The organism is Afipia sp. GW822-FHT03D08, assembly GCF_058801645.1.
On record NZ_JBXANK010000001.1, the window covers coordinates 2,444,933 to 2,470,162 of the forward strand.

A 25,230-nucleotide genomic window follows, 5' to 3' on the forward strand; every position below is an offset into this window, starting at 1 on the left:
CAACCCGCCGTGTCCCAGCTCTCCGCCGAAGAATGGACAGCGATCCTGCTCTCATTGCGGGTCGCCGCCGTCGCCACACTTGTCGCCACGCCACTCGGCATCGCCGTAGCGTGGCTTCTGGCGCGGCGGAACTTCTGGGGCAAGGCGGCGCTGGATGCGCTGATCTATCTGCCGCTGGTGCTGCCGCCTGTCGTCACCGGCTATCTGCTGCTGCTGACCTTCGGACGTAAAGGCCTGGTCGGCGCGTGGCTTGCCGACACACTCGGTATCGTATTCGCATTCCGCTGGACCGGCGCGGCGCTTGCCTGCGGCGTGATGTCGTTTCCGCTGCTGGTACGGCCCATCCGGCTGTCCATCGAGGCGGTGGACCGCAAGCTCGAACAGGCGGCCAGCACGCTCGGCGCCGCGCCCTGGCGCGTGTTCCTGACCGTCACACTGCCGCTTGCGTTGCCGGGAATCCTGGCCGGCATGGTGCTCGGCTTCGCCAAGGCCATCGGCGAATTCGGCGCGACGATTACATTCGTCTCCAACATTCCCGGCGAAACGCAAACCATCTCGGCGGCGATCTATTCGCTGACCCAGACGCCGGACGGCGATACGGCTGCGCTGCGGCTTGTGATCGTATCGATCGCAATTGCCATGGCCGCACTGATCGCGTCTGAAATTCTTGCGCGTCGCGCGACGGCGCGGCTGCACGGTTATTGATATGCTGCTCGTCGATATTGAAAAGCAACTTGGCGATTTCAGGCTCGAAACATCCTTCACAAGCAATGGGCTTGTCACCGGGCTGTTCGGCAATTCCGGCGCCGGCAAGACCTCGATCATCAACATGATCGCCGGGCTGGTGACGCCCGATCGCGGCCGCATCGTGCTCGACGGAGAAACGCTCGACGATACGGCTTTGCACCTGCACATTCCTCCACATCAACGGCGGATCGGTTACGTGTTTCAGGACGCGCGGCTGTTTCCGCATCTCGATGTCATGCAGAATCTCGACTACGGGCGCCGCATGAATGGCCTCCACCGCGACGCGGCCGCTGAGAAACGCACCGTCGATCTGCTCGACATCGGACATCTGCTCACTCGGCGCCCCGCCCAACTCTCCGGCGGTGAGCGCCAGCGTGTGGCGCTCGGCCGCGCCCTGCTCGCGAAACCGCGCCTGCTGCTGCTCGACGAACCGCTCGGCTCGCTCGACGAGGAGCGGAAAGCGGAGATCCTTCCCTACTTCGTCCGGCTGCGCGATGAAGCCAGCGTGCCGATGGTGTTTGTCAGCCACGATGCCGGCGAGATGCGGCGGCTGGCGACGAATGTGGTGATGCTCAAGCGCGGCAAGGTGGTCGCCAGTGGCGGCGTCGAGGTTTTGCCCGCGACCGCCTGAGGTCTCTACTTCAGCGTCGTGATCGCCTTTGCGAGATAATCCAGTCCTGCGAGCAACGGCGGTCCGCCGCACAGCGTGTAGCGTTCGGGGAGGTCGATGCGCCTGTTCGCCCCATAGCGCGTCAGCAGCGCCGGATGGGTGATGAACAGCGCACCCTGATCCTGGGCCTCGCGCGGCGGGTCCTGCAACACCAGCACATCCGGTCCGTCAGTGAGCAAGTGCTCAAGCGATACGAATCCGCCCTGCTCCGCAGCCATGAAGCCGCCGGCTCCGCCAGCGGCCCGTTGCGGCGGCCGCAATCCCGCGATGGACAGCATACCGGAAGCCAGACTGGCTGGACCTTCCCGGTAGCCTTCGCGCTGAATGACCAGCGCCGTCAGCGGCGGCTTCAGGGCAACCGCCGACAATCTCGCCTCGGCCTGTTCGATCTGGCGCGCCAGCGCCTCGCCGCGCTCGGGATGGCCGACAAGCTTTCCCACCTCGATGGCCTGACGGCGCGCATCGGCGAGATTGCGGATGAGTTCGACGTCCACGACGCGAATGCCCATCGCGCTCAGCATGGCATGGATCGGGCGATGGCTGGGTCCGCCCAGCACCAGATCAGGCGCGAGATTCACGACCGATTCCGCATCCCAATCCAGCCGGGGAAACGCCGCGGCCTTGTCTGTCATCACCGACAGAAGCGGATTGACCGCATAGGGCGACAATCCGGCAATCTGGGCCGGGTCGGCCAGCGCGAGCAGCAACTGATCGGCACAGAGATTGAAGGATACGATGCGCTTCGGCGGCCCGTCCGCACGCGTGTTCTGCACGGAGCCGCAAAACACCGCGAGCAGGACCAAAATACTCATGCCCGCGAAGATGGTTTTCTTGATCATGACAGCCTGTTATGCCACGCCAATCGGATTGCGTCAGCGGCCCTTCCTGCTGCGGAGATATGCCGGAACACGATGAAGAGCGATAGCCGAGGCGATATTCAGGGACCCGTGCTGACCGCGACGCTCGCCATTCTGGTGGCGGTGCTGTTCGTGCTGTCGCTGATGACCGGGCCTGCGTCCTTTTCGCCGCGTACGGTCATTGCAGCATTGTTTTCCGATCAGGGTGTGGCGTCGATTATCGTCCGCGATATCCGTTTGCCCAGAACACTGCTGGCGATGCTGATCGGCGCCACATTCGGACTGGCCGGCGCGTCGTTGCAGGGCCTGCTGCGCAATCCGCTCGCCGAACCGTCGCTGTTCGGCGCGCCGCAGGCGGCAGCAGCAGCCGCCGCGGCGATCATGGCATTTGGTCTGGCCAACGCGCTGTCGCTGGCGGTGCCGCTCGCCGGCATCGCCGGCGCACTTCTTTCGGTCGGTGCGCTGGTCGCCATCGCCGGACGCCGGGCTTCGCTGACAGTGACTCTTCTCGCCGGCCTCGCGCTCGCCAGTCTCGCGGGCGCGGCCATCGCGCTCATTCTCAATCTCGCGCCCAATCCGTACATCGCACTGGAGATCGCATTCTGGCTGCTCGGCTCGCTGCGGGATCGCAGCATGGAGCACGTCTGGCTTGCCGCACCGTTCATGATCGTGAGCTGGTTTGTGCTGGCGTATAACGCGAAAGCCTTTCGTGCGCTGACCCTTGGAGAGGACGCCGCCGCCTCGCTCGGCGTCAATGTCGAGCGCACGCGCGTGCTGGTGGTGATCGGGGTCGCGCTCGGCGTTGGCGCTGCTGTTTCCGTTGCAGGCGCGATCTCGTTCGTGGGACTGGTCGCGCCGCATCTGGTGCGGCGGTTCTATGGATCGGATCCTGCGCGCGTGCTGCTGCCGGCGTCACTGGCGGGCGCGGCGCTGCTGATGGCGGCGGATATCGCGGTGCGCCTGATCCCCGCCGTCATTGAAATCAAGATCGGCGTGGTGACGGCACTGATCGGCGTACCGTTCTTCCTGGCGATGATCTTCCATGAGCGCCGTGCATTGGAGGACAGCACGCAATGAAGCCAAACAATGCGCCGCGCCTTGTCTCCTCCGGTATCACGGTTGTCCGTGGTTCGCGCCGGATCGTGGACAATGCCGATCTGACCTTGAATGCCGGCGAATTCACAATTCTCGCCGGACCCAACGGTGCCGGCAAAACCACACTGGCGCGCGCCATGGCCGGCGTGATGCGAACCGAGGGCTCAACCGCCTTCGATGGCGTCAGCCTGCGTCACATGCAGCCCCGCGCCCGCGCGCGTGCGATCTCCTATCTGCCGCAGGGACATGAATTCCATTGGCCGATGCGGGTGGACAGCATCGTTGCGCTCGGACGCGAACCTCATGCCGATCCGTTCTCACAGACCTCCATCAAGGACCGCATCGCCATCGAGCGCGCCATCGAGGCAACCGCCGTCGGCGAGTTTTCTTCGCGGCTGATTACGACACTATCAGGCGGGGAACGGGCGCGCGTCGCGATTGCACGGGCACTCGCCACCGAAGCGTCGGTCTTGATCGCAGATGAGCCGACGACCTCGCTGGATGAGCGCCACCAATTGATCGTCATGGATCTGCTTCAGCGGATCGCCCATGGCGGCACCGCCGTGCTTGCGATCATTCACGATCTCGCTTTGGCAATGCGGTTCGCCGATCGCGTGGTCATCATGAACGAGGGCCGCATCGTCGCCAACGACAGCCCGCAGCTTGCACTGACGCCCGATCGCATTGCGGAGATCTTCGGCATCTCGGTGAACCGCGTCGAGACCCCGGACGGACCGCTGCTGTTGCCGTCCCGCGCACTTTAAACCGGCTCAGCTCCCGAGCAGCCGGGTCCCGATCCGCGACAGCTTGCGTCGGGCTGCGGCGGTGCGGCTCAGTTCGGGGGCCGGCGGCTCCTCGTCCTCTGGCAGCCGGAGCCCGACCACGTTCACCCGGTTGCCGCCGATGCTCCGCGCCACCAGTACAATGGAATCGAGCGGCAAGGTCGCGCCGACGCGGGGCGCATGATCGAGATGAATGTCGAAATAATCCGCCAGTGTCAGATGCGCGTCGCTCGGGGCGACAGTGACGCCGTAAATATCGGCAACATCCTTGAGGGTCACGTCGCCGGGCATCATGAAGTCGCCGAGCAGATGCGGGTCCGGCGCCGGCACCACCGGCATATCGACAAAGAAGCGATCCAGCGCCTCGGCCTTCTCCGGCGGTGCGAGCAGATAGAGATAGTCACCCTTGACCACCGGTTCGGCCTCGGTCGGAGACAGAATTTTCTCGTCGCGGATCACCAGCGTCGGCTTCGACCATGACGGGATCAGCCCGCGCTTCAGAAACAGGCTGTTGGCGCGAACCGGATAACCCACAAGCTGCTGTTCGAGCTGTCCCGGCAGATCGAGTTCGACGCGCCGGGGCCCGCGATCAGCCCGCGGCAACGCCACATGCAGGCGACGCGCCGCCGCAGCGAGGGTCCAGCCTTGCAGCAGCAGCGAAATAATGACAACCACGAAGGCGACGTCGAAATACACCTGCGCGTTCGGCAGCCCGACCAACATCGGGATCGAGGCCAGAAAGATCGCGACCGCGCCGCGCAGGCCGACCCAAGCGATGAAGGTCCTTTCGCGCCAGTTGAACGGGAACGGCGCGAGGCAAAGAAACACCGCGACCGGCCGCGCCACCAGCATCAGCACCAGTGCTACCGCGACAGCCGGCAGCACGGTCGCCAGGGTTCGCTCGGGTGAAACCAGGAGACCGAGCAGCACGAACATCACGATCTGCGCCAGCCATGTCGCGGCGTCGAGAAATGCCACGACGGAATTGTGCGCGCGGGTCGGACGGTTTCCGATGATCATGCCGGCGAGATAGACGGCGAGGAATCCCGACGCGTGCGAGATCTGGGACACCCCGAAAATGACCAGCGCGGCTGTCGTCACGAAGGGGGCGTGCAAACCCTGCGGCAGGGAGATGCGATTCAGCGCCAGGACCACAAGCCAGCCGCCGACAGCACCGAAGAGCATGCCCAGCGCGCTCTCGCGCACGAACTGAAGCGCAATGTGCGCCGCCGAACTCTGCCCGATCGACAGGAACTCCACCAGCATCAGCGTCAGGAAGACCGCGAACGGATCGTTGGTGCCGGATTCCACCTCAAGGGTCGCGCCGACGCGCGGGCGCAGACGAAGACCCTGGCTGTGCACCAGCAGGAACACCGCTGCCGCGTCGGTGGATCCCACCACAGCGCCGACCAGCAGGGCCTCCGCCCAGCCGATCCCGAGTGCATATTTGGCAACGGGCGCCGTGATCAGCGCCGTTACCAGCACACCGAAGGTCGCCAGAGCGGCCGACGGCGCCAGCACCGCGCGGATGCTCTGGAAGCGGGTCTTGAGGCCGCCATCGAACAGGATCAGCGCCAGCGCCACCGACCCGACCAGATAGGTCGACTGCACGTCGTCGAAGCGGATGCCGCCGGGTCCGCTGTCGCCTGCGAGAATACCGACAAAAAGGAAGACCAGCAGCAACGGAGCGCCGAAGCGCAGCGCGAGCAGGCTCGAGAGGATGCCCGCCATCACGAGAACCGAGCCGAGCAGAATGGCAATGCTGACCGAGTCGAGAGATGCCATTAGCTGTGTATGTCTCCTAAAACGTCTGCAAATCCATGAATATAGTCGCAGCCGCCCGCCGCCAACCGATTTGTCGCTGTCATCACGATTGTGCCGGATTTGCTGGTGTTAAGTCGGCCCTGCGCGGAATTCTCACACGCCCGTAGCGGCGGAATATGGGAATCTGTCGATGTGATCGAATCAGGATCGAAGCTGGGGCAGGCGAACCGGCCTGCCTCCTTTTGAGGTGAGTTACCCATGGAATGGGATGATATCCAGCAGGCGTTACAGGCCAGCGTCAAATCTGCCGAGGCCTATCTGATCTCGCCCTGGTTCTACATGCAGGCTGGCATCATTCTGGCCGCTGCGGGCCTGTCGCTGGCCCTTGCCAGCTTCTTGCGCGCGCGGGTCAGTCCGACATCGCTGGCGATGGGTCTGCCGGCGCCGCTGCGTGCGCTGATCCGCATCCTGCTGAACCGGGCCGATGCGATCATCTTCGCGCTGCTGACCAGCATCGCCCGCGCAGTCGTTGTGAAAACCGAAGTTCTCCGACACGGCTACCTGCTCTCCACTGCGGCCAGCCTCGCGACAGCATGGGTCATCATTCGTCTTGCCACCGGATTGATCCGCAACGAGTTCGTGGTCCGTGCGGTGTCCGTCACCGCCTGGATTATCGCGGCCCTCAGCATCATCGGGAAGCTGGATGACGTGTCGGCCGCGCTGGATTCGGTATCCATCCCGCTCGGCGCGCTGCGGGTCACTCCATTGCTGATTCTGAAGGTCGTGGTGTCGCTCGGCATCGCGCTCTGGCTGGTCAATATCCTCGGCAACTTCCTCGAAGCCCGCATTTCGCGCTCGCGCGATCTCACGCCGTCGGTTCAGGTTCTTCTGATCAAGATCGTTCGCCTGCTGCTGATGGTCGCCGCATTCGCAGTTGTCATGAGCGCAGCGGGCATCGACCTGTCCGCCTTTGCGCTGTTTTCCGGCGCCATCGGCGTCGGCCTCGGCTTCGGCTTGCAGAAGATCGTCGCCAATTTCATCAGCGGCGTGATCCTGCTGGCGGACAAGTCGGTGAAGCCCGGCGACCTCATCACCATCGGCGACAGTTCGGGAAAGATCAGCGCGATGAATACGCGCTATATTTCCGTCGCGGCGGGTGACGGCCGCGAAATCCTGATCCCGAATGAAGATCTGGTGACCCAGCGGGTGGTCAACTGGACCTACACCAACAAGAACATGCTGGTGAAGGTCAACTTCGCGACCAATTACGACGCCGATCCGAACCTCGTCTGCAAGCTCGCTGTCGATATCGCATCCAAGACAGCGAATGTTGCGACCTTCAAGGCGCCGAATTGCCTGCTGACGGAATTTGCCGAAACCGGGATGAAATTCTCGCTGACATTCTGGGTGGCCGATCTCGATGTCGGCGCCGACAATGTCCGCAGCGACGTGATGCTGAAGCTGTGGAACGCCTTCAAGAGCGAGAACATCCGCGTGCCGTATCCCGTGCGGGAAATCCGTATCCGCGGCGGCGCGCTGCCGGTCGAAACCGTCGTCGACGTGCAAAGCTGACATCCATGCGCTTTGCCAGTGAACTGGTGCCGGCGACCCTGATCCGCCGTTACAAGCGTTTCCTCGCCGACGTCGAACTGGCCGACGGCACGATGATTACCGCGCATGTCGCCAATCCCGGCGCCATGACCGGGCTTCAGGCCGAAGGCGCGCGGGTTTGGCTGTCGAAATCGCCGAGCCTTGCGCGCAAGCTGCCTTACTCCTGGGAACTGGTTGAGGCCGACTTCGGCGGCGGCCTTGAGCTGACCGGCGTCAACACCATGCATCCGAACCCGATCGAGGCCGAAGCACTCGCGGCCCGTGCGATTCCCGAGTTGACGGGTTACGCAACCATCCGGCGCGAGGTGAAGTACGGCCGCACCATAAACGGCAAGGGCTCACGCGTCGACTTCCTGCTGGAGGATCCCTCGCGTCCGCCCTGCTATGTCGAGGTCAAGAACGTGCATCTGATGCGGCGCGCCGGTATTGCCGAGTTCCCGGATTCTGTCACCGCGCGCGGCGCGAAGCATCTCGACGAGCTGGCGGAGATGGTCACCTCAGGCGCCCGCGCCGTGATGCTGTTCGTGATCCAGATCGGCTCGGCCCGCTCGTTCGCGCTGGCCCGCGACATCGATCCAGCCTATGCGCGCGCCTTCGACCGGGCCCGCACCGCTGGCGTCGAGGCTTTGGCATGGACGTGCGATCTCACACGCCACGACATCAGGCTTGGGCGTTCCGTTCCCATCGAGACCTGAAAACGGTCATAAATGCCCTGAAAATAGGGCTGGGCAGCCCGGCTGGTGCTGCGGCTTGCACTGCGGGCAGCATCCATTAAATTGGGTTGATGCACCGTCAATTTTCCTCGATTTCAAGCCAGATTCGCCCATGAACTATGTCGAAGCCACCGAAACCTCGCTGCGAAAGACCGGGCAGATCAAGCTGCACGGTCCCCAGGCGTTTGCCGGCATGCGCAAGGCGGGAGCGCTGGTCGCGCGATGTCTCGACGAACTGGCCACCATCGTCAGGCCGGGTATTTTCACCTCGCAGATCGACGATTTCGTCCGCAAGTTCGCTTTCGACCATAAGGCCTATCCCGCGACCCTGATGTATCGCGGCTATCGCTATTCGACCTGCACGTCGATCAATCATGTGGTGTGCCACGGCATGCCCGGCGACCGGCCGCTCAAGGAAGGCGATATCGTCAACGTGGACGTGACGATGATCGTCGACGGATGGTATGGCGACTCCAGCCGCATGTATGCCGTCGGCGAAATTTCACGCCGCGCGGAGCGGCTGATCGATGTCACCTATGAAGCGATGATGCGCGGCATTGCCGCCGTGAAGCCGGGCGCCACCACGGGCGACATCGGCCATGCGATCCAGAGTTTCGTCGAGCCGCAACAGATGAGCGTGGTGCGCGATTTCTGCGGCCATGGTCTCGGCCGGATGTTTCACGACGAGCCGAATATCATTCACATCGGCCGCCCCGGCGAAGGCGTGGAACTGAAGCCGGGCATGTTCTTCACCATCGAACCGATGATCAATCTCGGCAAGCCGCATGTGAAGGTGCTGTCTGACGGGTGGACCGCCGTGACCCGCGACCGCTCGCTGTCGGCGCAGTTCGAGCATTCGGTCGGCGTGACGCACGACGGCGTCGAAATCTTCACTCTCTCCCCCGGCAAGCTGGACAAGCCGCCTTACAAGGTGTGACGCTCTGGCTTCGCGCGGATGGACATATCCGCATTCAGCAGAGATTCTTGTGGAATAAACCCGGTTGCAAATGCAGCCGGGCGCGGCGATGCTTGCAGCATACTTGAGCACGCATTCCGCCATGCCCGCAAAATCCGACGATCCGTCCTCGTCATCCGGTTTCTCCGAAGCGCCGCACTATCATGGCCATCGCGAGCGGTTGCGCGACCGATTCCGCGAGGCGGGCGCCGATGCGCTCAGCGACTACGAACTGCTGGAGATGGTGCTGTTTCGTGCGCTGCCGCGGCGTGACGTCAAACCGCTGGCCAAGGCGCTGATCGCGAAATTCGGATCGTTCGCCGAGGTGGTTCACGCGCCGGAGTTACGCCTGAAGGAACTCAGCGGTCTCGGGGATTCGGCGATCACGGAGATCAAGCTGATCGCCGCGACCGCGAGCCGGGTCGCCAAGGGCCAGATCAGCAAAGAGAAGACCGTGCTGTCGTCGTGGTCGAACGTGATCGAGTACTGCCGCGCTGCCATGGCCTTTGCCGACAAGGAGCAGTTCCGCATCCTGTTTCTCGACAAGCGCAATCAGTTGATCGCGGATGAATTGCAACAGATCGGAACTGTCGATCACACGCCGGTCTATCCGCGCGAAGTGGTCAAGCGCGCGCTGGAACTGTCGGCCACCGCGATCATTCTGGTGCACAACCATCCCTCCGGTGATCCAACGCCATCGACCGCCGACATCCAGATGACGAAATCGATCATGTCGATTTCGAGCCCGCTCGGGATCTCGGTGCACGATCACATCATCGTCGGCAAGAACGGCCACGCCAGCCTGAAGGGGATGCGGCTGATCTAAATCTACTGCCGCGTCAGCAGCAACGGATCGGCGCTGTCGGGAATGCGCCGCCACTGCGCATTGTCGTCGGCCTCGAAGCGCCAGATCTCGCCCTTTGCCGACTGCAGCAGCAGTTCGCCGCGCTCGATGCGCCATACGGTTGGCGCGAAAGCCGCCACCAGCGGATCGCAGCGCGGCTTCAGGTACACCGCGAAATTCTCCGGCGTGTTCGTTTCAGTGTTGGTCAACGTCAATCCGCAGATCGATTTGCCGCTGCCGCGCACCATCGCCCAGTCGCCAATGAGCTGGTCGGCTGATTTCGACAGGGCGCGCGCGGCTGCGAGATTCTGCAAAAGGTACACGCCCTCGCCTTGCCGCAGGCCTTCGAAGATTCCGCTTTCGACCTCGGTCACATCGATGACCGATTGCCCCGCCGCATCCTGCAGCCGCACGATGTCGAGGCCCTTCACACTCCACGCCACGATGCTCTTGGTGAAAGGCAAAGCGTTGCCGCACCCTTTATCGAGCTCCAGCTTCAGGCCTTGCGGTGTGGAATCGCTCTTCAGCGTGACAATGCAGGTCTTGTCGCGGCCTGCCGTCGATAACTCCCACTCTCCGACCATCTCCTTGGTGAGAGAACGAGCGTCCTGCGCCACGGCGTCCGATGCGATCATGAGAACTGCCGCCAATGCGAGCAGGCAAGCCCGCCCGGTCGGCAGATGTCTCGTGAGATCGGACAGTGCGGCGCGGGACATGTTCAGCGGCCTTTCACCGGCGTCTCGGCAATCGGGGTCAATGGCGCCTTGCCGGAGAACCACAGCTTGAGATTGTCGACCACGAGCTGATCCATTGCGTTGCGCGTGGTCACCGAGGCGGAAGCAATGTGCGGCAGCAGTACGACATTCTGCATCGCCTTCAATGCATCCGGCACCTCCGGTTCGTTCGCGAACACGTCGAGGCCCGCAGCCATGATGGTGCCATCCTTGAGCGCGGCAATCAGCGCATCCTCGTCAGCCACCGATCCGCGCGCGACGTTGATGAACACGCCACGCGGCCCGAGCGCCCTGAGCACCTCGGCATTGATCATTTTGGCGGTCGACGGACCACCAGGGGTGATGGCGATCAGTGTATCGACGTCCTTCGCCATCTCGATCAGGTTGGGATAGTGCTTGTAGGTCACGCCCTTCGCCGGGTTGCGCGAGTGATAAACCACCGGCACCAGCGATGCGTCGAGGCGGCGCGCGATGGCCTGGCCGATACGCCCCATGCCAACCATGCCGACCTTGCGGTCACGCAGCGAACCCGGGCTCAACGGAAAGGCTTTCGTGGTCCAGTGCCCAGCCCGCAGATAGCGGTCCGCCTTGATGAACTCACGCACCGTCGCGATCAAAAGACCCAGCGCGGTGTCGGCGACCTCCTCTGTCAGCACGTCCGGCGTGTTGGTGACGACGATGCCGTGCTCGGCGGCGTATTTCGCATCGATATGGTCGTAGCCGACCCCGAAGCTGGACACGATCTCGACCTTCGGAAAGTGCGACAGCGTCGCGGCGTCAGTCGATACCAGGCCAGTGACCGCAATGCCGCGAATCCGCCCGGCGATTTCCGGGGCCAGGCGGCTCAGATCGCGATGGTTCTCGAATTTGTGGAGAACGAAGTTCGCAGGAAACCCGTTATCGATCACCGGCTTCGACGGGCCGTAAACCAGCACATCGACCTTTTCCTGAGAACCATTCGCAGCCATTAGTTGTCCTTTCCAAGCGCACTTTCGTGCCAGCGTCGTAGCACAAGATACGAGGCCAGCGAGAGGCCCAAATAGATGACAATTCCGGCAATCGAGAGCAGCAACAGCGCCGCGAACATCCGCGGGATATTGAGGCGGTAGCCGGCCTCTGCGATCCGGTAAGCCAGTCCGGAACCTGCCCCGGCCGAACCCGCCGCGATTTCGGCGACCACCGCGCCGATCAGCGACAGGCCGCCCGCGATCCGCAGACCGCCGAGGATATGCGGCAGCGCCGAAGGCAGTTTCAGGTGGCGCAGCGTCTGCGCGCGCGAGGCGCCGTACAGTTCGAACAGTCCGAGCAGATTGCGATCGACCGAATTCAGCCCCAGCGTGGTATTCGACAGCACCGGAAAGAACGCCACGATCCAGGCGCAGACCACGACCGCCACATGCTGTGGCAGGTAGATCAGCAGCAGCGGCGCGATCGCGATGACCGGTGTGACCTGAAGGATCACCGCATAGGGCAGCAGCGCATACTCCAGCCATTTCGATCGGCTGAACAACACCGCAAGCGCAATGCCGCCGACCGCCGCCGCGACAAAGCCCTGAACCGTGGTCAGTAGTGTTGTGAGCAACGATCCGAACAGGATCGGCCAGTCCTGCACGAGGGTCGAGAAGACGACGCTCGGTGCGGGCAGGACGTAGACCGGAAGATTATTGAGGCGAACCATAGCCTCCCAGACCGCAACGCCGACAGCCAGGGCGATTAGCGGCAGAAGGATTTTCAGCAAGCGTGCCGGCGATGACTCACGCGCCGTCATGGAGCAACTCCTGCGCCACTTGCCCTGGCCAGCGCCGCTGACACATCGCGGCAGCAGGCTGCGTACTCCGCGGATGTGCGGAACGCCTCGCCGCGCGGCTCGGCTGCATCGATGCGAAATTCGCGCGCGATGCGTCCGGGCCGGGATGTCATAATCAGCACGCGCTGCGACAGGTACACCGACTCGAATACCGAATGCGTCACGAACACGACCGTCTTGCCCAGCTTGCGCCAGAGCGCGAGCAGGTCGTTGTTCAGCTTGAAGCGCGTGATCTCGTCGAGCGCCGCGAAAGGTTCGTCCATCAGGAGAATTTCCGGATCGGTCACCAGCGCCCGCGCCAGCGAGACCCGCATCTTCATGCCGCCGGACAGTTCGCGCGGATAGACCTCGGCGAACTCAGCGAGCCCGACTTGCGACAGCGCCTGATTGACCCGCACGGCGGCATCGGCGCGGGACGCATGCGCCAGATCGAGCGGAAGCTGAACATTGCCTCGCACCGTCGCCCACGGCATCAGGGTCGGCTCCTGAAACACGAAGCCGATCGTGTGACGCGAACGATCCCGCGCACCGCGCCCGGCAACCTGCACGGTGCCGGATGTCGGCTCATTCAGCCCGGCCATGATGCGCAGCGCCGTGGACTTCCCGCAGCCGGACGGACCGAGCAATGACACGAATTCTCCCGCGCGAACGGTCAGGTCGAGCGGGCCCAGCGCGGCAACGCCGTTGTCATAGATCTTGGTGACGTCACGCAGCGACACCGCCGCGCCCCCCGGCGGCCTGCCCTGCGTATCGTCAGCCTCGAGGATGGACATTCCGGGCAATCCGCTTCCATCAGTTCTTCGGGCGCAGGTTAAGACCCACGGCCTTGTTGACGAAGCGCAAGGTGTAAGCCTTCCGATAATCGATGTCGCGCCGCGTCACCCCTGCGCGAACCATCTTGCCGAAGAAATCCGCCATATGTGCATCGCTCATCGCGCCAATGCCGTCTTTCAAGGTATCGCCAGAATCGACGATGCCGTACTGCTTCATCTTCTCGACAGAGTACGCGAGCAGATCGTCGGTCATCTCGGGATTGGCTTTCTTGATGAGCGCATTGCCGGCGCTGTTATCGCCATAGAGATAGGTGTACCAGCCGGTCACCGACGCATCGACAAAGCGCTGCACCAGATCGGCCTTCTTCTCCGCTAAGGCGGTTCTGGTTTCGATCAGCGTCGAATAGGCGTTGAAGCCATAGTCGGCGAGCAGGATCACCGTCGGCTTGAACTTCGCCTGCTTCTCGACCGCGAACGGTTCGGACGTCACGTAGCCCTGCATCGCGCTGTTCTTGTCGGCAAGAAACGGCTGCGCATTGAAAGTGTAGGGCTTTACGTTCTCCTCGCTGAAGCCGTATTCGGATTTCAGCCACTGGAAATAGGTCGGCATTCCCTCCTTGGAAACGAACAGCGTCAGCGGCTTGAGGTCTTCCAGTTTGGTGACCTTTGATTGAGGGTGCGCCAGGAAAACCTGCGGGTCCTTCTGGAAAATCGCAGCGACGGCGACCACCGGCACGTTGTTCGCGACGGCGTCGAACGATTGCAGCGTGTTCGCGCTCATGAAGAACTCGATCTTGCCGGCGATCAACTGGATGCGGTTGTTGACGTTGGGGCCACCGGGAACGATCGTGACATCAAGGCCGTAACGCGCGTAGGTGCCGTCCGCCACGGCCTGATAGAACCCGCCGTGTTCGGCCTGGGCGACCCAGTTGGTGCCGAACGACACCTTGTCCAGTCCGCCGGGCGCCTGCGCATGTGCGGGTCCGGCAGCAAGCGCCATCCCGACGAGAAACGCGCGCAGCAAGTGGCTGGGTGGCATCATTGGACTCCGTTGAGCGTTTTGCCCATGATGGGCATCGCAAGGCTACTCTGCTAATTGATTCAAAGAAACGCCTGTTCGAAGAAACCCGCGCACGATGACTTCAAATCCTCCGCATGACTGGGCCGGAATTGACCTGTCAGGCATCGACAAAACCGATGCCGCTCGCTGGATCGCCGTGTTGCCGCTCGCGGCAACCGAGCAGCATGGGCCGCATCTGCCGTTCGAGACCGATACCCTGATCGCGCAAGCCTACCTCGCGCGCGTCCGTGCCATCCTGCCAGAGAATCTGCCGGTGACGTTTCTGCCGATCGAACCGGTCGGAATTTCAACCGAACATACCGACTATCCCGGCACACAAACGCTGGCGACGGACGTCGCGCTCGGCAAATGGATGGCGCTCTGCGATACGGTCGCGCAGACAGGCATCCGCAAACTCGTCATCGTCACCAGCCACGGCGGCAACAGCGCCGCGATGGCGCTGATCGCGCAGGATTTGCGCGCCAAGCATCGGATGCTGGCGGTGACCACAAGCTGGAGCCGGTTCGGCGCGCCGGATGGATTATTCCCTGCCGATGAATTGCGCTTCGGCATTCACGGCGGCGCAGTTGAAACCTCGATCATGCTTGCGGCCTTTCCCGATCAGGTCCGAGAGGACCGGCTCGCGAATTTCGAATCTGCTGAAAAACAGATGACCAAAGAATTCCGCTGGCTCTCGGCAGGACGGCCCGCACCGTTCGCGTGGGCGATGCAGGATCTCAATCCGCTGGGCGCAGTCGGCGATGCAACATTGGCCAGCGCGCAGAAAGGCAAAGCGGTGCTGGATCACGGCGCGCGCGCATTCGTTGAATTGCTCGATGATGTCCGAAAGTTCGACCTCGCCCGGCTGGCAAATCGGCCTGAGATTCTGAAGTAGTCACATAATATATTGAAATGACTAGATTTTTCGGCGCGATGATTTCTCGGAAAGAATCTTCGAACCTATTCTCGTGAACTCGCCACCAATTGGCATGCGGTCCCCACGGCCCGCCCCAAATCAAGGATGGAGAGTTTCATGTCGATCAAGACCAGGATTGCCGCCCTCGCTGTTGCTGCTGTCGCTCTGACCGGTGGCATCGCCGCCACCACCCAGGAAGCGCACGCCGGCAAGTTTCATCATCACCATGGTGTCGGCATTGGTGTCGGTCTCGCCGCCGGCGCGCTGTTCGCCGCCGCTGCCAGCAATGCTTACGCGGGCGACTATTACGGCTATCGCCGCTGCGGCTGGGTTCGCCAGTTCGACGCATACGGCAATTACATCGGCCGCGTTCGTAGCTGCTACTGATCCGCTTCAAAGTTGAGTTCGGCGCGACGCCTCATCCACGCCGCGTCGACCCAAGGACCCGCCCGGTTGTCCCCCCGGGCGGGTCATTTCATTTTTGCTTGCGCGATTCGCCGAGCGTCTCTAAGCCACAGCCGCATGTCGTCTGATTGTCACATAACAATGCCATGGGTCCCGGGCGAATTCCGGCCGGCCCACAGATCGGCTGCTCACAAGCAAAACAATCACTTGAGAACAATTCGCAAATACCGCCAAATGCCAGCAAGCCCGGTTCTTTCTGGTCCCTCAACCCGCAGATGCGATCCCGCGCGCTGGCCGTTTCATGATCTCCATCAAACGCCACATAGTCCTGATGAAAGGCGCAGTCGCGGGACTTGCGCTGGGAGCGACGTCGCTTGATGTCGCGCGGGCGGCCGACGCCGCCCTGCCCCTGAAAGCGCCGCGCGCTGCGCCGGTTTTTGACTGGAGCGGGCTTTATGTCGGTGGTCACGCGGGCTATGGCGGCGGCACTTTTGGGCCCGGCACCAATCCACTGCCGCAGCAGGGCATCTTCTTTCCGCACAGCATCACCGGTCTGATCGGCGGCTATCAGGCGGGCTACAATCTCCAGCTTGCAAACAAGTGGGTGCTCGGCTTTGAGGCCGACATCTCTTTCACAAGCCCGCTGGATCGCCCGAAGCTGGTGCCGGCTCCGTTCCACACAACCTTCGATTATTTCGGCACGGCGCGCGGCCGCATCGGTTACGCCTTTGGGACGTGGCTCCCTTATGTGACCGGCGGCGCTGCGTGGGGACGCACGCGCATCGATCTCAATGACGCAGACGGCGAAGTCGTCGGCAACAAGTCGCGCATGCATTTGGGCTGGGTGGCCGGTGCCGGCGTTGAATTCGCGCTGGGCGGCAACTGGTCCGGCAAGGTCGAGTACGACTACATCGATCTTGGCGCGCGCACTTACGGGCTCGGCGACGTGCCGCTGCCCGATGTGCGGGTCGATCCGCAGGTTCACACCGTCAAGCTCGGACTGAACTACCGGCTCTGGGACACGCCGCCCTGGATCGCGGGCAACTCGGCGATCAAGCCGCCTTCGCTTCCGGAATCAACCGACTGGAATGTCCACGGCCAGACCACGCTGATCACGCAAGGCTATCCGTCCTTCCGCGCGCCCTATCAGGGGCCGAACAGCCTGCCCGGCGCCGGACGCACGCGCGAGACGTGGACCGCCGGCGCGTTTCTCGGATGGCGGCTGTGGGAGGGCGGAGAATTTTACTTCAACCCTGAACTCGCGCAGGGCTTCGGCATCGGCAGCACCCTCGGCCTTGCCGGCTTCTCGAATGGCGAAGCGCAGAAGGGCGGCGCGGAGTATCCGAAATTCCGTGCTCAGCGCTATTTCTTCCGTCAGACCTTCGGTCTCGGCGGTGAGCAGGAAGACGTGGCCGACGCCGCCAATCAGTTGCCCGGCAAGCGCGATATCGACCGCGTCACGGTCACGGTCGGACGGTTCGCCGTCGGCGATTTCTTCGACGGCAATTCCTATGCAAAGGATCCGCGCGCCGATTTCCTGAACTGGGCGATGTGGGCGTCCGCCGCCTATGACTTTCCGGCCGATCTGCCGGGCTTCACGCGCGGCGCCGTGGTTGAACTCAACCGCAAGGACTGGGCGATCAGGGCTGGCCTGTTCCAGGTGCCCTCGCAGCCCAACAGCGACGTCCTCAATCTCAAGACCGGCGGCGCGGTCGTCGAGTTCGAGGAACGCCACACCATCCTCAACCAGCCCGGCAAACTGCGCATTGGCGTCTTCGCCAACAAGGGCAACACGGCCAGCTATCGCGACGTGCTTGGAATCAGCGCAGCCAATCCCGGCATCGACATCAACGATATTGTCACAGGCGAGCGCAAAGAGCGATCGAAGTACGGCTTCTACGTCAACGCCGAACAGCAGGTCGCAACCGACATCGGCATCTTTGCACGCGCAAGCTGGAACGACGGCCAGAACGAGATTCTCTCGTTCACGGATGTCGACCGGAGCGTGTCCGGCGGCGTTTCGATCAAGGGCAGTTACTGGGGACGGCCGGCCGACACCATCGGTCTTGGCGGCGCCATCAACGGACTGTCGAGCGCACACCGCGATTTCCTGGCCGCCGGCGGCAAGGGTCTTCTGATCGGCGATGGCCGGTTGAACTACAGCAACGAGCGCATTCTGGAGACCTACTACGCGCTGGCGCTCAACAAGGCCTTCACCTTCACCGCCGACTATCAGTTGATCACGAACCCCGCCTACAACGCGGATCGCGGACCGGTCTCGATCTTCTCAGGACGCCTGCACGGCGAGTTCTAAAAATCAGCCGCGCAAGGCCACCGGCGCCGATACGGACACAGGCGGCGCCGGAAGAGGCGCAAACGACTCCGCCTGCGCGAACGCCCAGGCATGGAAGCGCGGATTATCGACCTTGCCTTCGAGCAATTCGCCAGGACGGAGTTGCGGATAGAGCCGCGCGAACGACAGCACGTCCGTTCCCGATATCCGATGCGAGAAGTGGATCGGACGAATCTCCTGCGGATGGCTGAGACCGGAAGCTGCGATCAGTTCCGCCAGCGCATGCAATGTGGCGCGGTGATAGTTGTAAACGCGCGTCGTCTTGTCCGGCACCACCAGCGCGCGGCTGCGCGTCGGATCCTGCGTCGTCACGCCGGTCGGACAGCGATCGGTGTGACAGCTCAGCGACTGGATGCAGCCGAGCGCGAACATGAAACCGCGCGCTGAGTTGCACCAGTCCGCGCCAAGCGCCATGGCGCGGGCGAGATCGAATCCGGTCGCGATCTTTCCGGCAGCGCCGATCCGGACGCGGTCGCGCGCATTGATGCCGATCAGGGCGTTATGGACGAAGCTAACGCCTTCGCGCATCGGCATCCCGAGATGGTCCATGAACTCGGCCGGCGCCGCGCCGGTGCCGCCCTCGTTGCCATCGACCACAATGAAATCTGGATAGATTCCGGTTTTCACCATGGCCTTGCAGATCGCAAGAAATTCCCAGCGATGACCGATGCAGAGCTTGAAGCCCACCGGCTTGCCGCCCGACAGCCGCCGCATCTCGCCGATGAACTGCATCATCCCGATCGGGGTTGAGAAGGCGCGGTGATAGGCCGGCGAAATGCAATCCTCCCCCATCGGGACGCCGCGAATGCGCGAGATTTCCTCGGACACCTTCGCAGCCGGCAGCACGCCGCCATGGCCCGGCTTGGCGCCCTGGCTGACTTTCAGTTCGATCATCTTGATCTGATCGTCGCTGGCGACCTTCGCGAACAGTTCGGGATTGAACGTTCCGTCAGGATTGCGGCAGCCGAAATATCCCGAGCCGATTTCCCAGATCAGATCGCCGCCGTTTTCGCGATGATAGGGGCTCACTCCGCCCTCGCCGGTGTCGTGCGCGAAGTTGCCCTTCTTGGCGCCCGCGTTGAGCGCGCGCACCGCGTTGGGACTGAGCGCACCGAAGCTCATCGCTGAAATATTGAACACCGACGCCGAGTACGGCTTGGTGCAATCGGGGCCGCCGATGGTGATACGGAAATGTTCGTCGGTCGGCGGCTTCGGCGCTACCGAATGGTTCATCCATTCATAGCCTTCGGCGTAGACATCTTCCTGTGTGCCGAACGGACGCTTGTCGAGCACCATCTTGGCGCGCTGGTAAACCACCGCGCGCGTGTCGCGGCTGAACGGCTTGCCGTCCTTTTCGCTCTCGAAGAAATACTGCCGCATCTCGGGGCGGATTTCTTCGAGCAGAAAGCGGATATGCGCGGAAATCGGATAGTTGCGCAGGACTGCGTGACTTTTCTGAAGCATGTCGTGAATGCCGAGCACGGACAGCGACCCGAAAATCGTGATCGGAATGGCAAACAGAAAAATATGCTTGAAATCGTAGTAGATCGCGCAGCCGATCAGGAGCGCGGTGATGCAAATACACAGCGTCAGAATGATAAAGCGAGGCGAGAGCAGCAGCGAGAAATTTTGCATAAAAACCTCGACAACAGATTCGTGTGGCGCAACGCCGGCCCGCATGTTGGCGTGTTTCCCTGCGCAGGTCGATAGCACAGCGAAAACTGCCACCACAGACGGAAACTATACACCAAAGCGTGAGACCTCGACATCAGCCGTCCGGCCGGGCACGCGGACGTCTGACGTCACCCTGTCATATCGCGCACGTAAGGGTTGGTGTTTGCAGGAGGCTCTGCCCCTGCAGCCATATTGCAAAGCAATATGGCGCGGCCCGCGTCATAGCAGGCGCTAGCTCAGTGCTGGTGCGGACGCATTTCGCCGGGGATGCCGCCCTTCTCAAGCCCGCCATCGGCGATCCACATCTCGGTGCTCTTTATGGCCCGCGCGATATGATCGTCTGTGCGGGTGAAGTCATAGGGCGAGCCGACCAGCGGGCAGAGCGGCGGCACGACGCAATAGTCGATGGTCGACTCCAGATACTCCAGCTCGGTGGTCATCTGCCGCGCGATCAGCAGAGTCAGCGCGTGCAGTGCGGTTGCCACAGCCCCGACCGGCGGGTGCTGTCCCGCGCAGGCAAATCCCGTCGGCATGATGACGAGCCGCTTCGCGCCTTTCTGGATCGCAACCCGGATCGGCGTGTTGCTCGATATTGCTCCGTCGGCCAGAAAACGGTTCTCGTGCTTGACCGGTGCGAATGCACCCGGAATGGCGGTGCTGGCCACAATCGCCTCGGCGGCGGAGCCCTCCGACAGCACCACTGTCTCGCCGGTCACGATGTCGGTGGTGACGATATGAACCGGAATGATCGAGTCTTCCAGTTTCTGGTACGGAAGATGATCCTCGATCAGCTTGCGAACACCGTCGTGGGAGATGAGAAAATCCCGCCGCCACAGAAAATTGACGAACGAACGCGCCGAGACCGGAAACACATCCTGCCGTGTCAGCCCCCGCCAGATCTCCGCCAGTTTCTTGACGCCGTCCAGTGTCGGCGCGCCGGCATAGTAAGCGCCGTTCATCGCGCCCACGCTTGACCCGACCACGAGATCGGCCGTGACCCCATGCGCTGCCAGCGCCTGCATCATCCCGACCTGAATCGCGCCAAAGCTTCCGCCGCCCGCGAAAACGAAAGCAGTCTTTGTTGCGGTGTGATCGTCTTTGCCGTGCATCACCGGAATTATACCAATCCGTGAGCCGCACACGCAATCAAGATCGCTTGTTCACGGCGAGCGTCATTGATCGTCAGGACCGCGAGCGTCGCATTGAGGAGGCAATTTGTTTATTCCTTGCTGAGCGACCCATCCCGATCAATGAGTTTGGCGATGACGGGAAAGTACGCATCGCCAAAACCGCCGTCGATGGCCTCCTGAAGAATCTCGTGGACCAGCGCAGCGCCGCGCGGCTCGATGCCGCCCTGCGCAGCAAGCTCGAGCGCATAGGACATGTCCTTGAGCGCATACTCCGTCGAAAATGCGCGCAGGGGAAAATCGCCCGGCACGATGGCCTTCAGCCCGTGGGTGCGCAGCGCGAAGCTGTCTGCCGATCCTTTCGACAATGTATCGAGCAGCAGCTTCGGCTCGACGCCGCTGCGCTTGGCGATTGCGACCGCTTCCGCAAGCGCGTTGACGGTCTCGAACAGCACCATGTTGTTGAGAATTTTGGTGACCTGCCCCGCACCGGTGCCACCGCACAGCGTCACTTCGGTCGCGAAACACCGGATCAGCGGCTCGACCGTATCGAACAACTGCGGCGATGCGCCGACCATCACGCTCAATGTGCCGTCCTGTGCGGCCTGACGTGTCCGGGCGATCGGCGCATCGATCCACGACGCTCCCCTGCTCTCAAACTGCCTTGCAAAGTCGCGGGTGAGTTCGACCGATGACGTTCCGAGATCGATGACGATCTGGTTCGGCCTGACATTCTGCAACAGCCCTGCGCTGCCCTCGAAGGCAATGCGGACATGCCTGGCGCTGGGCAGACACAGAAACACGACGTCAGCTCGTGACACGACATCAGCGACTGAAGCCGCCACACGTGCGCCGTCCGCACCCAGCCGCGCAAGCGGTTCGTGCGCGAGATCATAGACCACGAGCGGCTTCCCGCTCTTCTTCAACAGATTGCGGCAGATCGGCTCTCCCATAACGCCAAGCCCGATGAATCCGATCGCGTTCATTGCCGATGACGTCATGACGCCTTCACCCGCTTGCCGGCGGAATCGCCTGCGATCCGGCCGAACACCGCGCCTGCCATCAGTCCGGTGCCGCCGGGATAATTGAAATAGAACAGTCCGCCCACCAGTTCACCGGCAGCATAAAGATTCGGGATCGGCGCCTCATCGAGGCTGACGACTTCACCGGCCTGCGTGATCTTCAGGCCGCCGAAAGTAAAGGTGATGCCGCATGTCACCGCGAACGCGAGATAAGGCGGCTTGTCGAGCGTGTTGGCCCAGTTGCTTTTCGGCACAGCGAGGCCTTTGGTGCCGCGCCCGTCCTTGATGTTCGGATTGAACGGCACATCGGTCTTCACCGCGCTGTTCCAGCCGGTGACCGTGCGCATGAAGCCTGCCGGATCGACATCGTCGAGTTTTGTCGACAACTCCTCCAGCGTATCGGCCTGAACCTTCGTCACCTGCCGGATCCGGTATTCATCGCGCAGCAGATGCGCGACTTTCTGGTCGAAAATCTGCCAGGCGAACTGACCCGGCTGATCGAGGATCACGCGGCCGTATTTCGCGTAGGTGTAGTTGCGGAAATCCGCGCCCTCGTCGACGAAACGCTCGCCCTTCGCATTGACCATGATGCCGAACGGATAGGAGTGCTTCTGGAAGCCATCACCCACCGCAAGGTCGCCATGCTCGGGCGCATTGCGATCCCAACCCACCGCATGACAGCCGGACCAGTTGCCGGTCGGCCGGGCGCCGATATCAAGCGCCATCTGGATTCCGCTGCCGGTGTTGAAGCGCGTGCCGCGCACCTTGGCGAGATCCCATGAGGGACCCAGATAACGCGTACGCCACTCGGCGTTGGCCTGAAAGCCGCCGCTGGCGAGGATCACGGCCTTGGCGCGGATGTCCCGCGTCTTGCCGTTCTGCCTGACGCGAACGCCCTGCACGCCATTGTCATCCGCGATCAGTGACAATGCGCGGGTCTCGAACATCACCGCAATGCCTTCGCGCGCTGCGGACTTGTGCAACGCCTCCACAAGCCCCGGCCCGCCGCCCCAGGCTTCGACGGTCAGCCCGCCCCAGAACTTGAACTTGCCGTCGACCTTGAAGGCCTGACGTCCATAGATCGGCACGAAACGCACGCCCTTGGTTCGCATCCAGTTCATGGTGGCGTGGCTACGGCGTACCAGCAGTTCGACCATGTCGGGATGGGTTCGGTTCTGCGTCACGCGCGCCATATCGTCGAAGAACTGATCCTCGCTGTAGGTGCCGAAGTCGGTGCTTTCTTTTTCGCTGTCGGAGAGATCCGGCATCAGTGCATAGAGATCGTCCACCGTGTTGTAGGCGACGCGCATGGCGCCGGCGGTGAAACTCGAATTACCGCCATGCTCGCCTTCCGGCGCGCATTCCAGAACGGCGACGCTGACGCCGTGCTCGCGGGCCGCCAGCGCCGCGCACATCGCGGCATTGCCCGCGCCTACCACAACAACGTCATACTCGCTCATGGTCGTACCTGCCGCCGCTTCTGTTCTGTTACGCAGAACATTGTTCGTTATTGACTGGAATTCTTACCCCGCTTTCGCGAGGCGGCTCAAGCCGCTCAACCTTCGGGATATCTAGGCGACGAACGATCGTTTCGGATTCTTGTGCAGTGCGACCGCATCGGCCTTGCCGCCCACCTGCGGGTAAAGCTCGCGCACCATCGGATCGTGACCGGGAATGACGCGATCCGGATGACCGGCAAGACGCTCGACGGTCTTCCAGCCCTCCATCATGTCGCCGACGTTGTAGACGATCGGGAATGGATTGCGCCGATGCATGTTGCCGTAATAGTGCGCGGCGTCGGAGGCGATCACCACCGGCCCCCGCTCGGTCTCGACGCGCACCACCTGGAGACCATCGGAATGTCCGCCGACATGATGCAGCGTCACGCCAGGCGCGATCTCCTCGTCCCCGTCATGAAACACGACGCGATCACTGAACACATGGCGCACCATCAGCGTGACATCCTCAGCGGAAAACGGATGCCGCAGCAGGCCATGGCACATGCACCGGCCAGTGGCGAAACTCATCTCACGATCCTGCAGGTGAAACCGCGCATTGGGAAAGCGATCGAGATTACCGGCGTGATCGTAATGCAGATGCGTGATCACGACGTCGCGGATGCTGCCGGGCGCAACGCCAAACAACTCCAGCGCATTCGCCGGATTGATGGTGAGATTGCGCGACCGCTCGCGTGCCGCGTCGTCATTGAAGCCGGTATCGACCAGAATGTCGCCGCTCCTGCCGCGGATCAGCCAGACGAAGTAATCGAGATCGGTGCCTTCGTTGTGAATATCCGGGGTCAGATAGTTCTGATGCGGCTGGCGTCCCGTCATCGTCGCGTAACGGATCGCGTAAATTTCGTGATGATGGGCCAAGGCGTTCCTCGTCGGCTGTTATTTTGGCGACAGTCTGCACATCGGCAGCGGTCGCCACAAGCCGCGCGGCAGGATGGGCGATCTACGCCAGCGCCGTGGAATAGATCGTCATCGCGCCGATCCCGATGGTGACGACACCAACAACAGCCTGAAGCCCGCGGTTGGCCCAAGTCAGCCATCGCGCCGAGACGGCGAGCGGCACTGCGATCACCGTCGACAGTGCTCCCATCCCGAGCATTGAGCCAATTCCGAACAGCAGGACGTAAAGCAGGCCGTAGACCGGATTGGCGAGTTGCGTGACCACAAGAACCAGCAGCGCGGCCGAGCCAGCCATGCCGTGCATCAGCCCGACCAGCAGCGAGCGCCACCGGAATCCATGCTGATGATCGTGACCGCTGCGCTGGTGCGGAACGGACTCCGCCGCATGGCTGTGCAGATGAAGGTGCGCAGTGCCGTCGCCGTGCCGGTGCCGATGGAAATGCACCCGGTCGCGCCACAGCCGCCACAGCACATGCGCGCCGAGCCCAACCAGCATGACGCCGACGGCGGTTTCCAGCGGGCGCGCCAGGTGTTCGGGGATCGCATGGCCGAGCAGAATTGCCGCGCCGGCGAACATGAACAGGGTGATGGTGTGACCGAGCCCCCAGGTCAGCCCATGCTTGACGATGTCAGTGACGCTCGATCGCCGGGCCGCGATGCTGGACACCGCCGCGATGTGATCGGCCTCTAACGCATGCTGCATGCCAAGAAGAAAGCCGAGGCCCAGAATTCCGAACATTGGTGTGACGTCTCATCTCTGAACCGGCAGTGCACGCTGGCACGCACTGTATGATGTTGTCAATAAATCCTCATACATCAGGCCAATCTGCGCGGAGTCGCGCGCCCCGGAGGCAAGGGCAGCGGCGAAACGTCCCGTTGTCCGGCGAGACGCATTGCAGGAACATGA

At 62.5% G+C, this 25,230-nt stretch carries 24 protein-coding genes; 11 read left to right on the forward strand and 13 right to left on the reverse strand.

Translation table 11 applies throughout. The features are described 5' to 3' along the window. The first annotated feature begins 9 nt into the window (after nucleotides 1-9). Both modB and modC read left to right on the forward strand, forming a co-directional pair. A complete protein-coding gene (gene modB, locus AC1RM7_RS12105) occupies nucleotides 10-705 on the forward strand; it encodes a molybdate ABC transporter permease subunit (protein WP_006022376.1) in 696 nt (231 codons plus the stop codon). A gap of 1 nt (nucleotide 706) precedes the next feature. Beyond that, nucleotides 707-1,378, forward strand: a complete 672-nt coding sequence (gene modC, locus AC1RM7_RS12110) for a molybdenum ABC transporter ATP-binding protein (RefSeq protein ID WP_024920529.1) — start codon at nucleotides 707-709, stop codon at nucleotides 1,376-1,378. Nucleotides 1,379-1,383: 5 nt separating this feature from the next. On the opposite strand, the gene AC1RM7_RS12115 is transcribed toward modC, so the two are convergent. Continuing rightward, the gene (locus AC1RM7_RS12115) at nucleotides 1,384-2,256 is read right to left on the reverse strand and encodes an ABC transporter substrate-binding protein (RefSeq protein WP_024920530.1); all 873 of its coding nucleotides are present in this window, start codon (nucleotides 2,254-2,256) and stop codon (nucleotides 1,384-1,386) included. Between the two features lie 72 nt (nucleotides 2,257-2,328). Here AC1RM7_RS12115 and AC1RM7_RS12120 point away from each other — a divergent pair, with 72 nt between their 5' ends. Both AC1RM7_RS12120 and AC1RM7_RS12125 read left to right on the forward strand, forming a co-directional pair. Next, a complete protein-coding gene (locus AC1RM7_RS12120; protein ID WP_024920531.1) occupies nucleotides 2,329-3,351 on the forward strand; it encodes a FecCD family ABC transporter permease in 1,023 nt (340 codons plus the stop codon). Then, a complete protein-coding gene (locus AC1RM7_RS12125; RefSeq protein WP_024920532.1) occupies nucleotides 3,348-4,133 on the forward strand; it encodes an ABC transporter ATP-binding protein in 786 nt (261 codons plus the stop codon). Before AC1RM7_RS12120 ends, AC1RM7_RS12125 begins: the two co-directional genes overlap by 4 nt. 6 nt (nucleotides 4,134-4,139) lie before the next feature. On the opposite strand, the gene AC1RM7_RS12130 is transcribed toward AC1RM7_RS12125, so the two are convergent. Continuing rightward, nucleotides 4,140-5,936 (reverse strand): potassium/proton antiporter, encoded by a 1,797-nt coding sequence (locus tag AC1RM7_RS12130; protein WP_024920533.1) that lies wholly within the window; start codon nucleotides 5,934-5,936, stop codon nucleotides 4,140-4,142. Between the two features lie 237 nt (nucleotides 5,937-6,173). On the opposite strand from AC1RM7_RS12130, the gene AC1RM7_RS12135 reads away from it, so the two are divergent. The 4 genes from AC1RM7_RS12135 to radC all read left to right on the forward strand — a co-directional run bounded on the left by AC1RM7_RS12135 (nucleotide 6,174) and on the right by radC (nucleotide 10,020). After that, nucleotides 6,174-7,487, forward strand: a complete 1,314-nt coding sequence (locus AC1RM7_RS12135; protein WP_006022382.1) for a mechanosensitive ion channel family protein — start codon at nucleotides 6,174-6,176, stop codon at nucleotides 7,485-7,487. A 5-nt stretch (nucleotides 7,488-7,492) separates the two neighbouring features. After that, complete coding sequence (gene sfsA, locus AC1RM7_RS12140; RefSeq protein ID WP_492837723.1) at nucleotides 7,493-8,221, forward strand: DNA/RNA nuclease SfsA; 729 nt, start codon at nucleotides 7,493-7,495, stop codon at nucleotides 8,219-8,221. A 130-nt stretch (nucleotides 8,222-8,351) separates the two neighbouring features. Continuing rightward, entirely contained in the window at nucleotides 8,352-9,176 is an 825-nt protein-coding gene (gene map / locus AC1RM7_RS12145) for a type I methionyl aminopeptidase (RefSeq protein ID WP_006022384.1), read from the forward strand. 121 nt (nucleotides 9,177-9,297) lie between these two features. After that, nucleotides 9,298-10,020, forward strand: coding sequence for a RadC family protein (gene radC / locus AC1RM7_RS12150; RefSeq protein WP_024920534.1), 723 nt, complete (start codon nucleotides 9,298-9,300; stop codon nucleotides 10,018-10,020). Between the two features lie 2 nt (nucleotides 10,021-10,022). On the opposite strand, the gene AC1RM7_RS12155 is transcribed toward radC, so the two are convergent. Genes AC1RM7_RS12155 through AC1RM7_RS12175 form a run of 5 tightly spaced genes read right to left on the reverse strand, consistent with a single transcriptional unit; the run spans nucleotide 10,023 to nucleotide 14,391 of the window. Then, on the reverse strand, nucleotides 10,023-10,754 hold the full coding sequence (locus tag AC1RM7_RS12155; protein ID WP_024920535.1) for an AprI/Inh family metalloprotease inhibitor: 732 nt from the start codon (nucleotides 10,752-10,754) through the stop codon (nucleotides 10,023-10,025). Nucleotides 10,755-10,756: 2 nt separating this feature from the next. After that, complete coding sequence (locus AC1RM7_RS12160; RefSeq protein ID WP_024920536.1) at nucleotides 10,757-11,740, reverse strand: 2-hydroxyacid dehydrogenase; 984 nt, start codon at nucleotides 11,738-11,740, stop codon at nucleotides 10,757-10,759. Then, nucleotides 11,740-12,540: an ABC transporter permease gene (locus AC1RM7_RS12165; protein WP_024920537.1), complete on the reverse strand. Its 801-nt coding sequence runs from the start codon at nucleotides 12,538-12,540 to the stop codon at nucleotides 11,740-11,742. The genes AC1RM7_RS12160 and AC1RM7_RS12165 overlap by 1 nt, the downstream gene beginning before the upstream one ends. Next, nucleotides 12,537-13,352, reverse strand: coding sequence for an ABC transporter ATP-binding protein (locus AC1RM7_RS12170; RefSeq protein WP_024920538.1), 816 nt, complete (start codon nucleotides 13,350-13,352; stop codon nucleotides 12,537-12,539). Before AC1RM7_RS12170 ends, AC1RM7_RS12165 begins: the two co-directional genes overlap by 4 nt. Before the next feature lie 19 nt (nucleotides 13,353-13,371). After that, nucleotides 13,372-14,391, reverse strand: coding sequence for an ABC transporter substrate-binding protein (locus AC1RM7_RS12175; RefSeq protein ID WP_024920539.1), 1,020 nt, complete (start codon nucleotides 14,389-14,391; stop codon nucleotides 13,372-13,374). 97 nt (nucleotides 14,392-14,488) lie between these two features. Here AC1RM7_RS12175 and AC1RM7_RS12180 point away from each other — a divergent pair, with 97 nt between their 5' ends. The 3 genes from AC1RM7_RS12180 to AC1RM7_RS12190 all read left to right on the forward strand — a co-directional run bounded on the left by AC1RM7_RS12180 (nucleotide 14,489) and on the right by AC1RM7_RS12190 (nucleotide 18,047). Then, entirely contained in the window at nucleotides 14,489-15,307 is an 819-nt protein-coding gene (locus AC1RM7_RS12180; protein WP_024920540.1) for a creatininase family protein, read from the forward strand. 138 nt (nucleotides 15,308-15,445) lie between these two features. Next, complete coding sequence (locus AC1RM7_RS12185) at nucleotides 15,446-15,715, forward strand: hypothetical protein (RefSeq protein WP_006022392.1); 270 nt, start codon at nucleotides 15,446-15,448, stop codon at nucleotides 15,713-15,715. Between the two features lie 319 nt (nucleotides 15,716-16,034). Then, complete coding sequence (locus AC1RM7_RS12190) at nucleotides 16,035-18,047, forward strand: carbohydrate porin (protein ID WP_024920541.1); 2,013 nt, start codon at nucleotides 16,035-16,037, stop codon at nucleotides 18,045-18,047. A gap of 3 nt (nucleotides 18,048-18,050) precedes the next feature. Here the strand turns inward: AC1RM7_RS12190 and AC1RM7_RS12195 are convergent, their stop codons facing one another. The 6 genes from AC1RM7_RS12195 to AC1RM7_RS12220 all read right to left on the reverse strand — a co-directional run bounded on the left by AC1RM7_RS12195 (nucleotide 18,051) and on the right by AC1RM7_RS12220 (nucleotide 25,062). Then, nucleotides 18,051-19,721 carry an FMN-binding glutamate synthase family protein gene (locus AC1RM7_RS12195; protein WP_024920542.1) on the reverse strand — a complete coding sequence of 557 codons (1,671 nt, stop codon included), beginning with the start codon at nucleotides 19,719-19,721 and terminating at the stop codon, nucleotides 18,051-18,053. A gap of 275 nt (nucleotides 19,722-19,996) precedes the next feature. Next, nucleotides 19,997-20,869, reverse strand: a complete 873-nt coding sequence (locus tag AC1RM7_RS12200) for a patatin-like phospholipase family protein (RefSeq protein WP_024920543.1) — start codon at nucleotides 20,867-20,869, stop codon at nucleotides 19,997-19,999. 110 nt (nucleotides 20,870-20,979) lie between these two features. After that, nucleotides 20,980-21,888, reverse strand: a complete 909-nt coding sequence (locus tag AC1RM7_RS12205; protein WP_024920544.1) for an NAD(P)-dependent oxidoreductase — start codon at nucleotides 21,886-21,888, stop codon at nucleotides 20,980-20,982. Next, nucleotides 21,885-23,369 (reverse strand): FAD-dependent tricarballylate dehydrogenase TcuA, encoded by a 1,485-nt coding sequence (gene tcuA, locus AC1RM7_RS12210; RefSeq protein WP_024920545.1) that lies wholly within the window; start codon nucleotides 23,367-23,369, stop codon nucleotides 21,885-21,887. The genes AC1RM7_RS12205 and tcuA overlap by 4 nt, the downstream gene beginning before the upstream one ends. Nucleotides 23,370-23,480: 111 nt before the next feature. Then, nucleotides 23,481-24,242 (reverse strand): N-acyl homoserine lactonase family protein, encoded by a 762-nt coding sequence (locus tag AC1RM7_RS12215; protein WP_444826202.1) that lies wholly within the window; start codon nucleotides 24,240-24,242, stop codon nucleotides 23,481-23,483. A gap of 124 nt (nucleotides 24,243-24,366) precedes the next feature. Continuing rightward, a complete protein-coding gene (locus tag AC1RM7_RS12220; RefSeq protein WP_024920547.1) occupies nucleotides 24,367-25,062 on the reverse strand; it encodes a sulfite exporter TauE/SafE family protein in 696 nt (231 codons plus the stop codon). Between the last annotated feature and the right edge of the window lie 168 nt (nucleotides 25,063-25,230).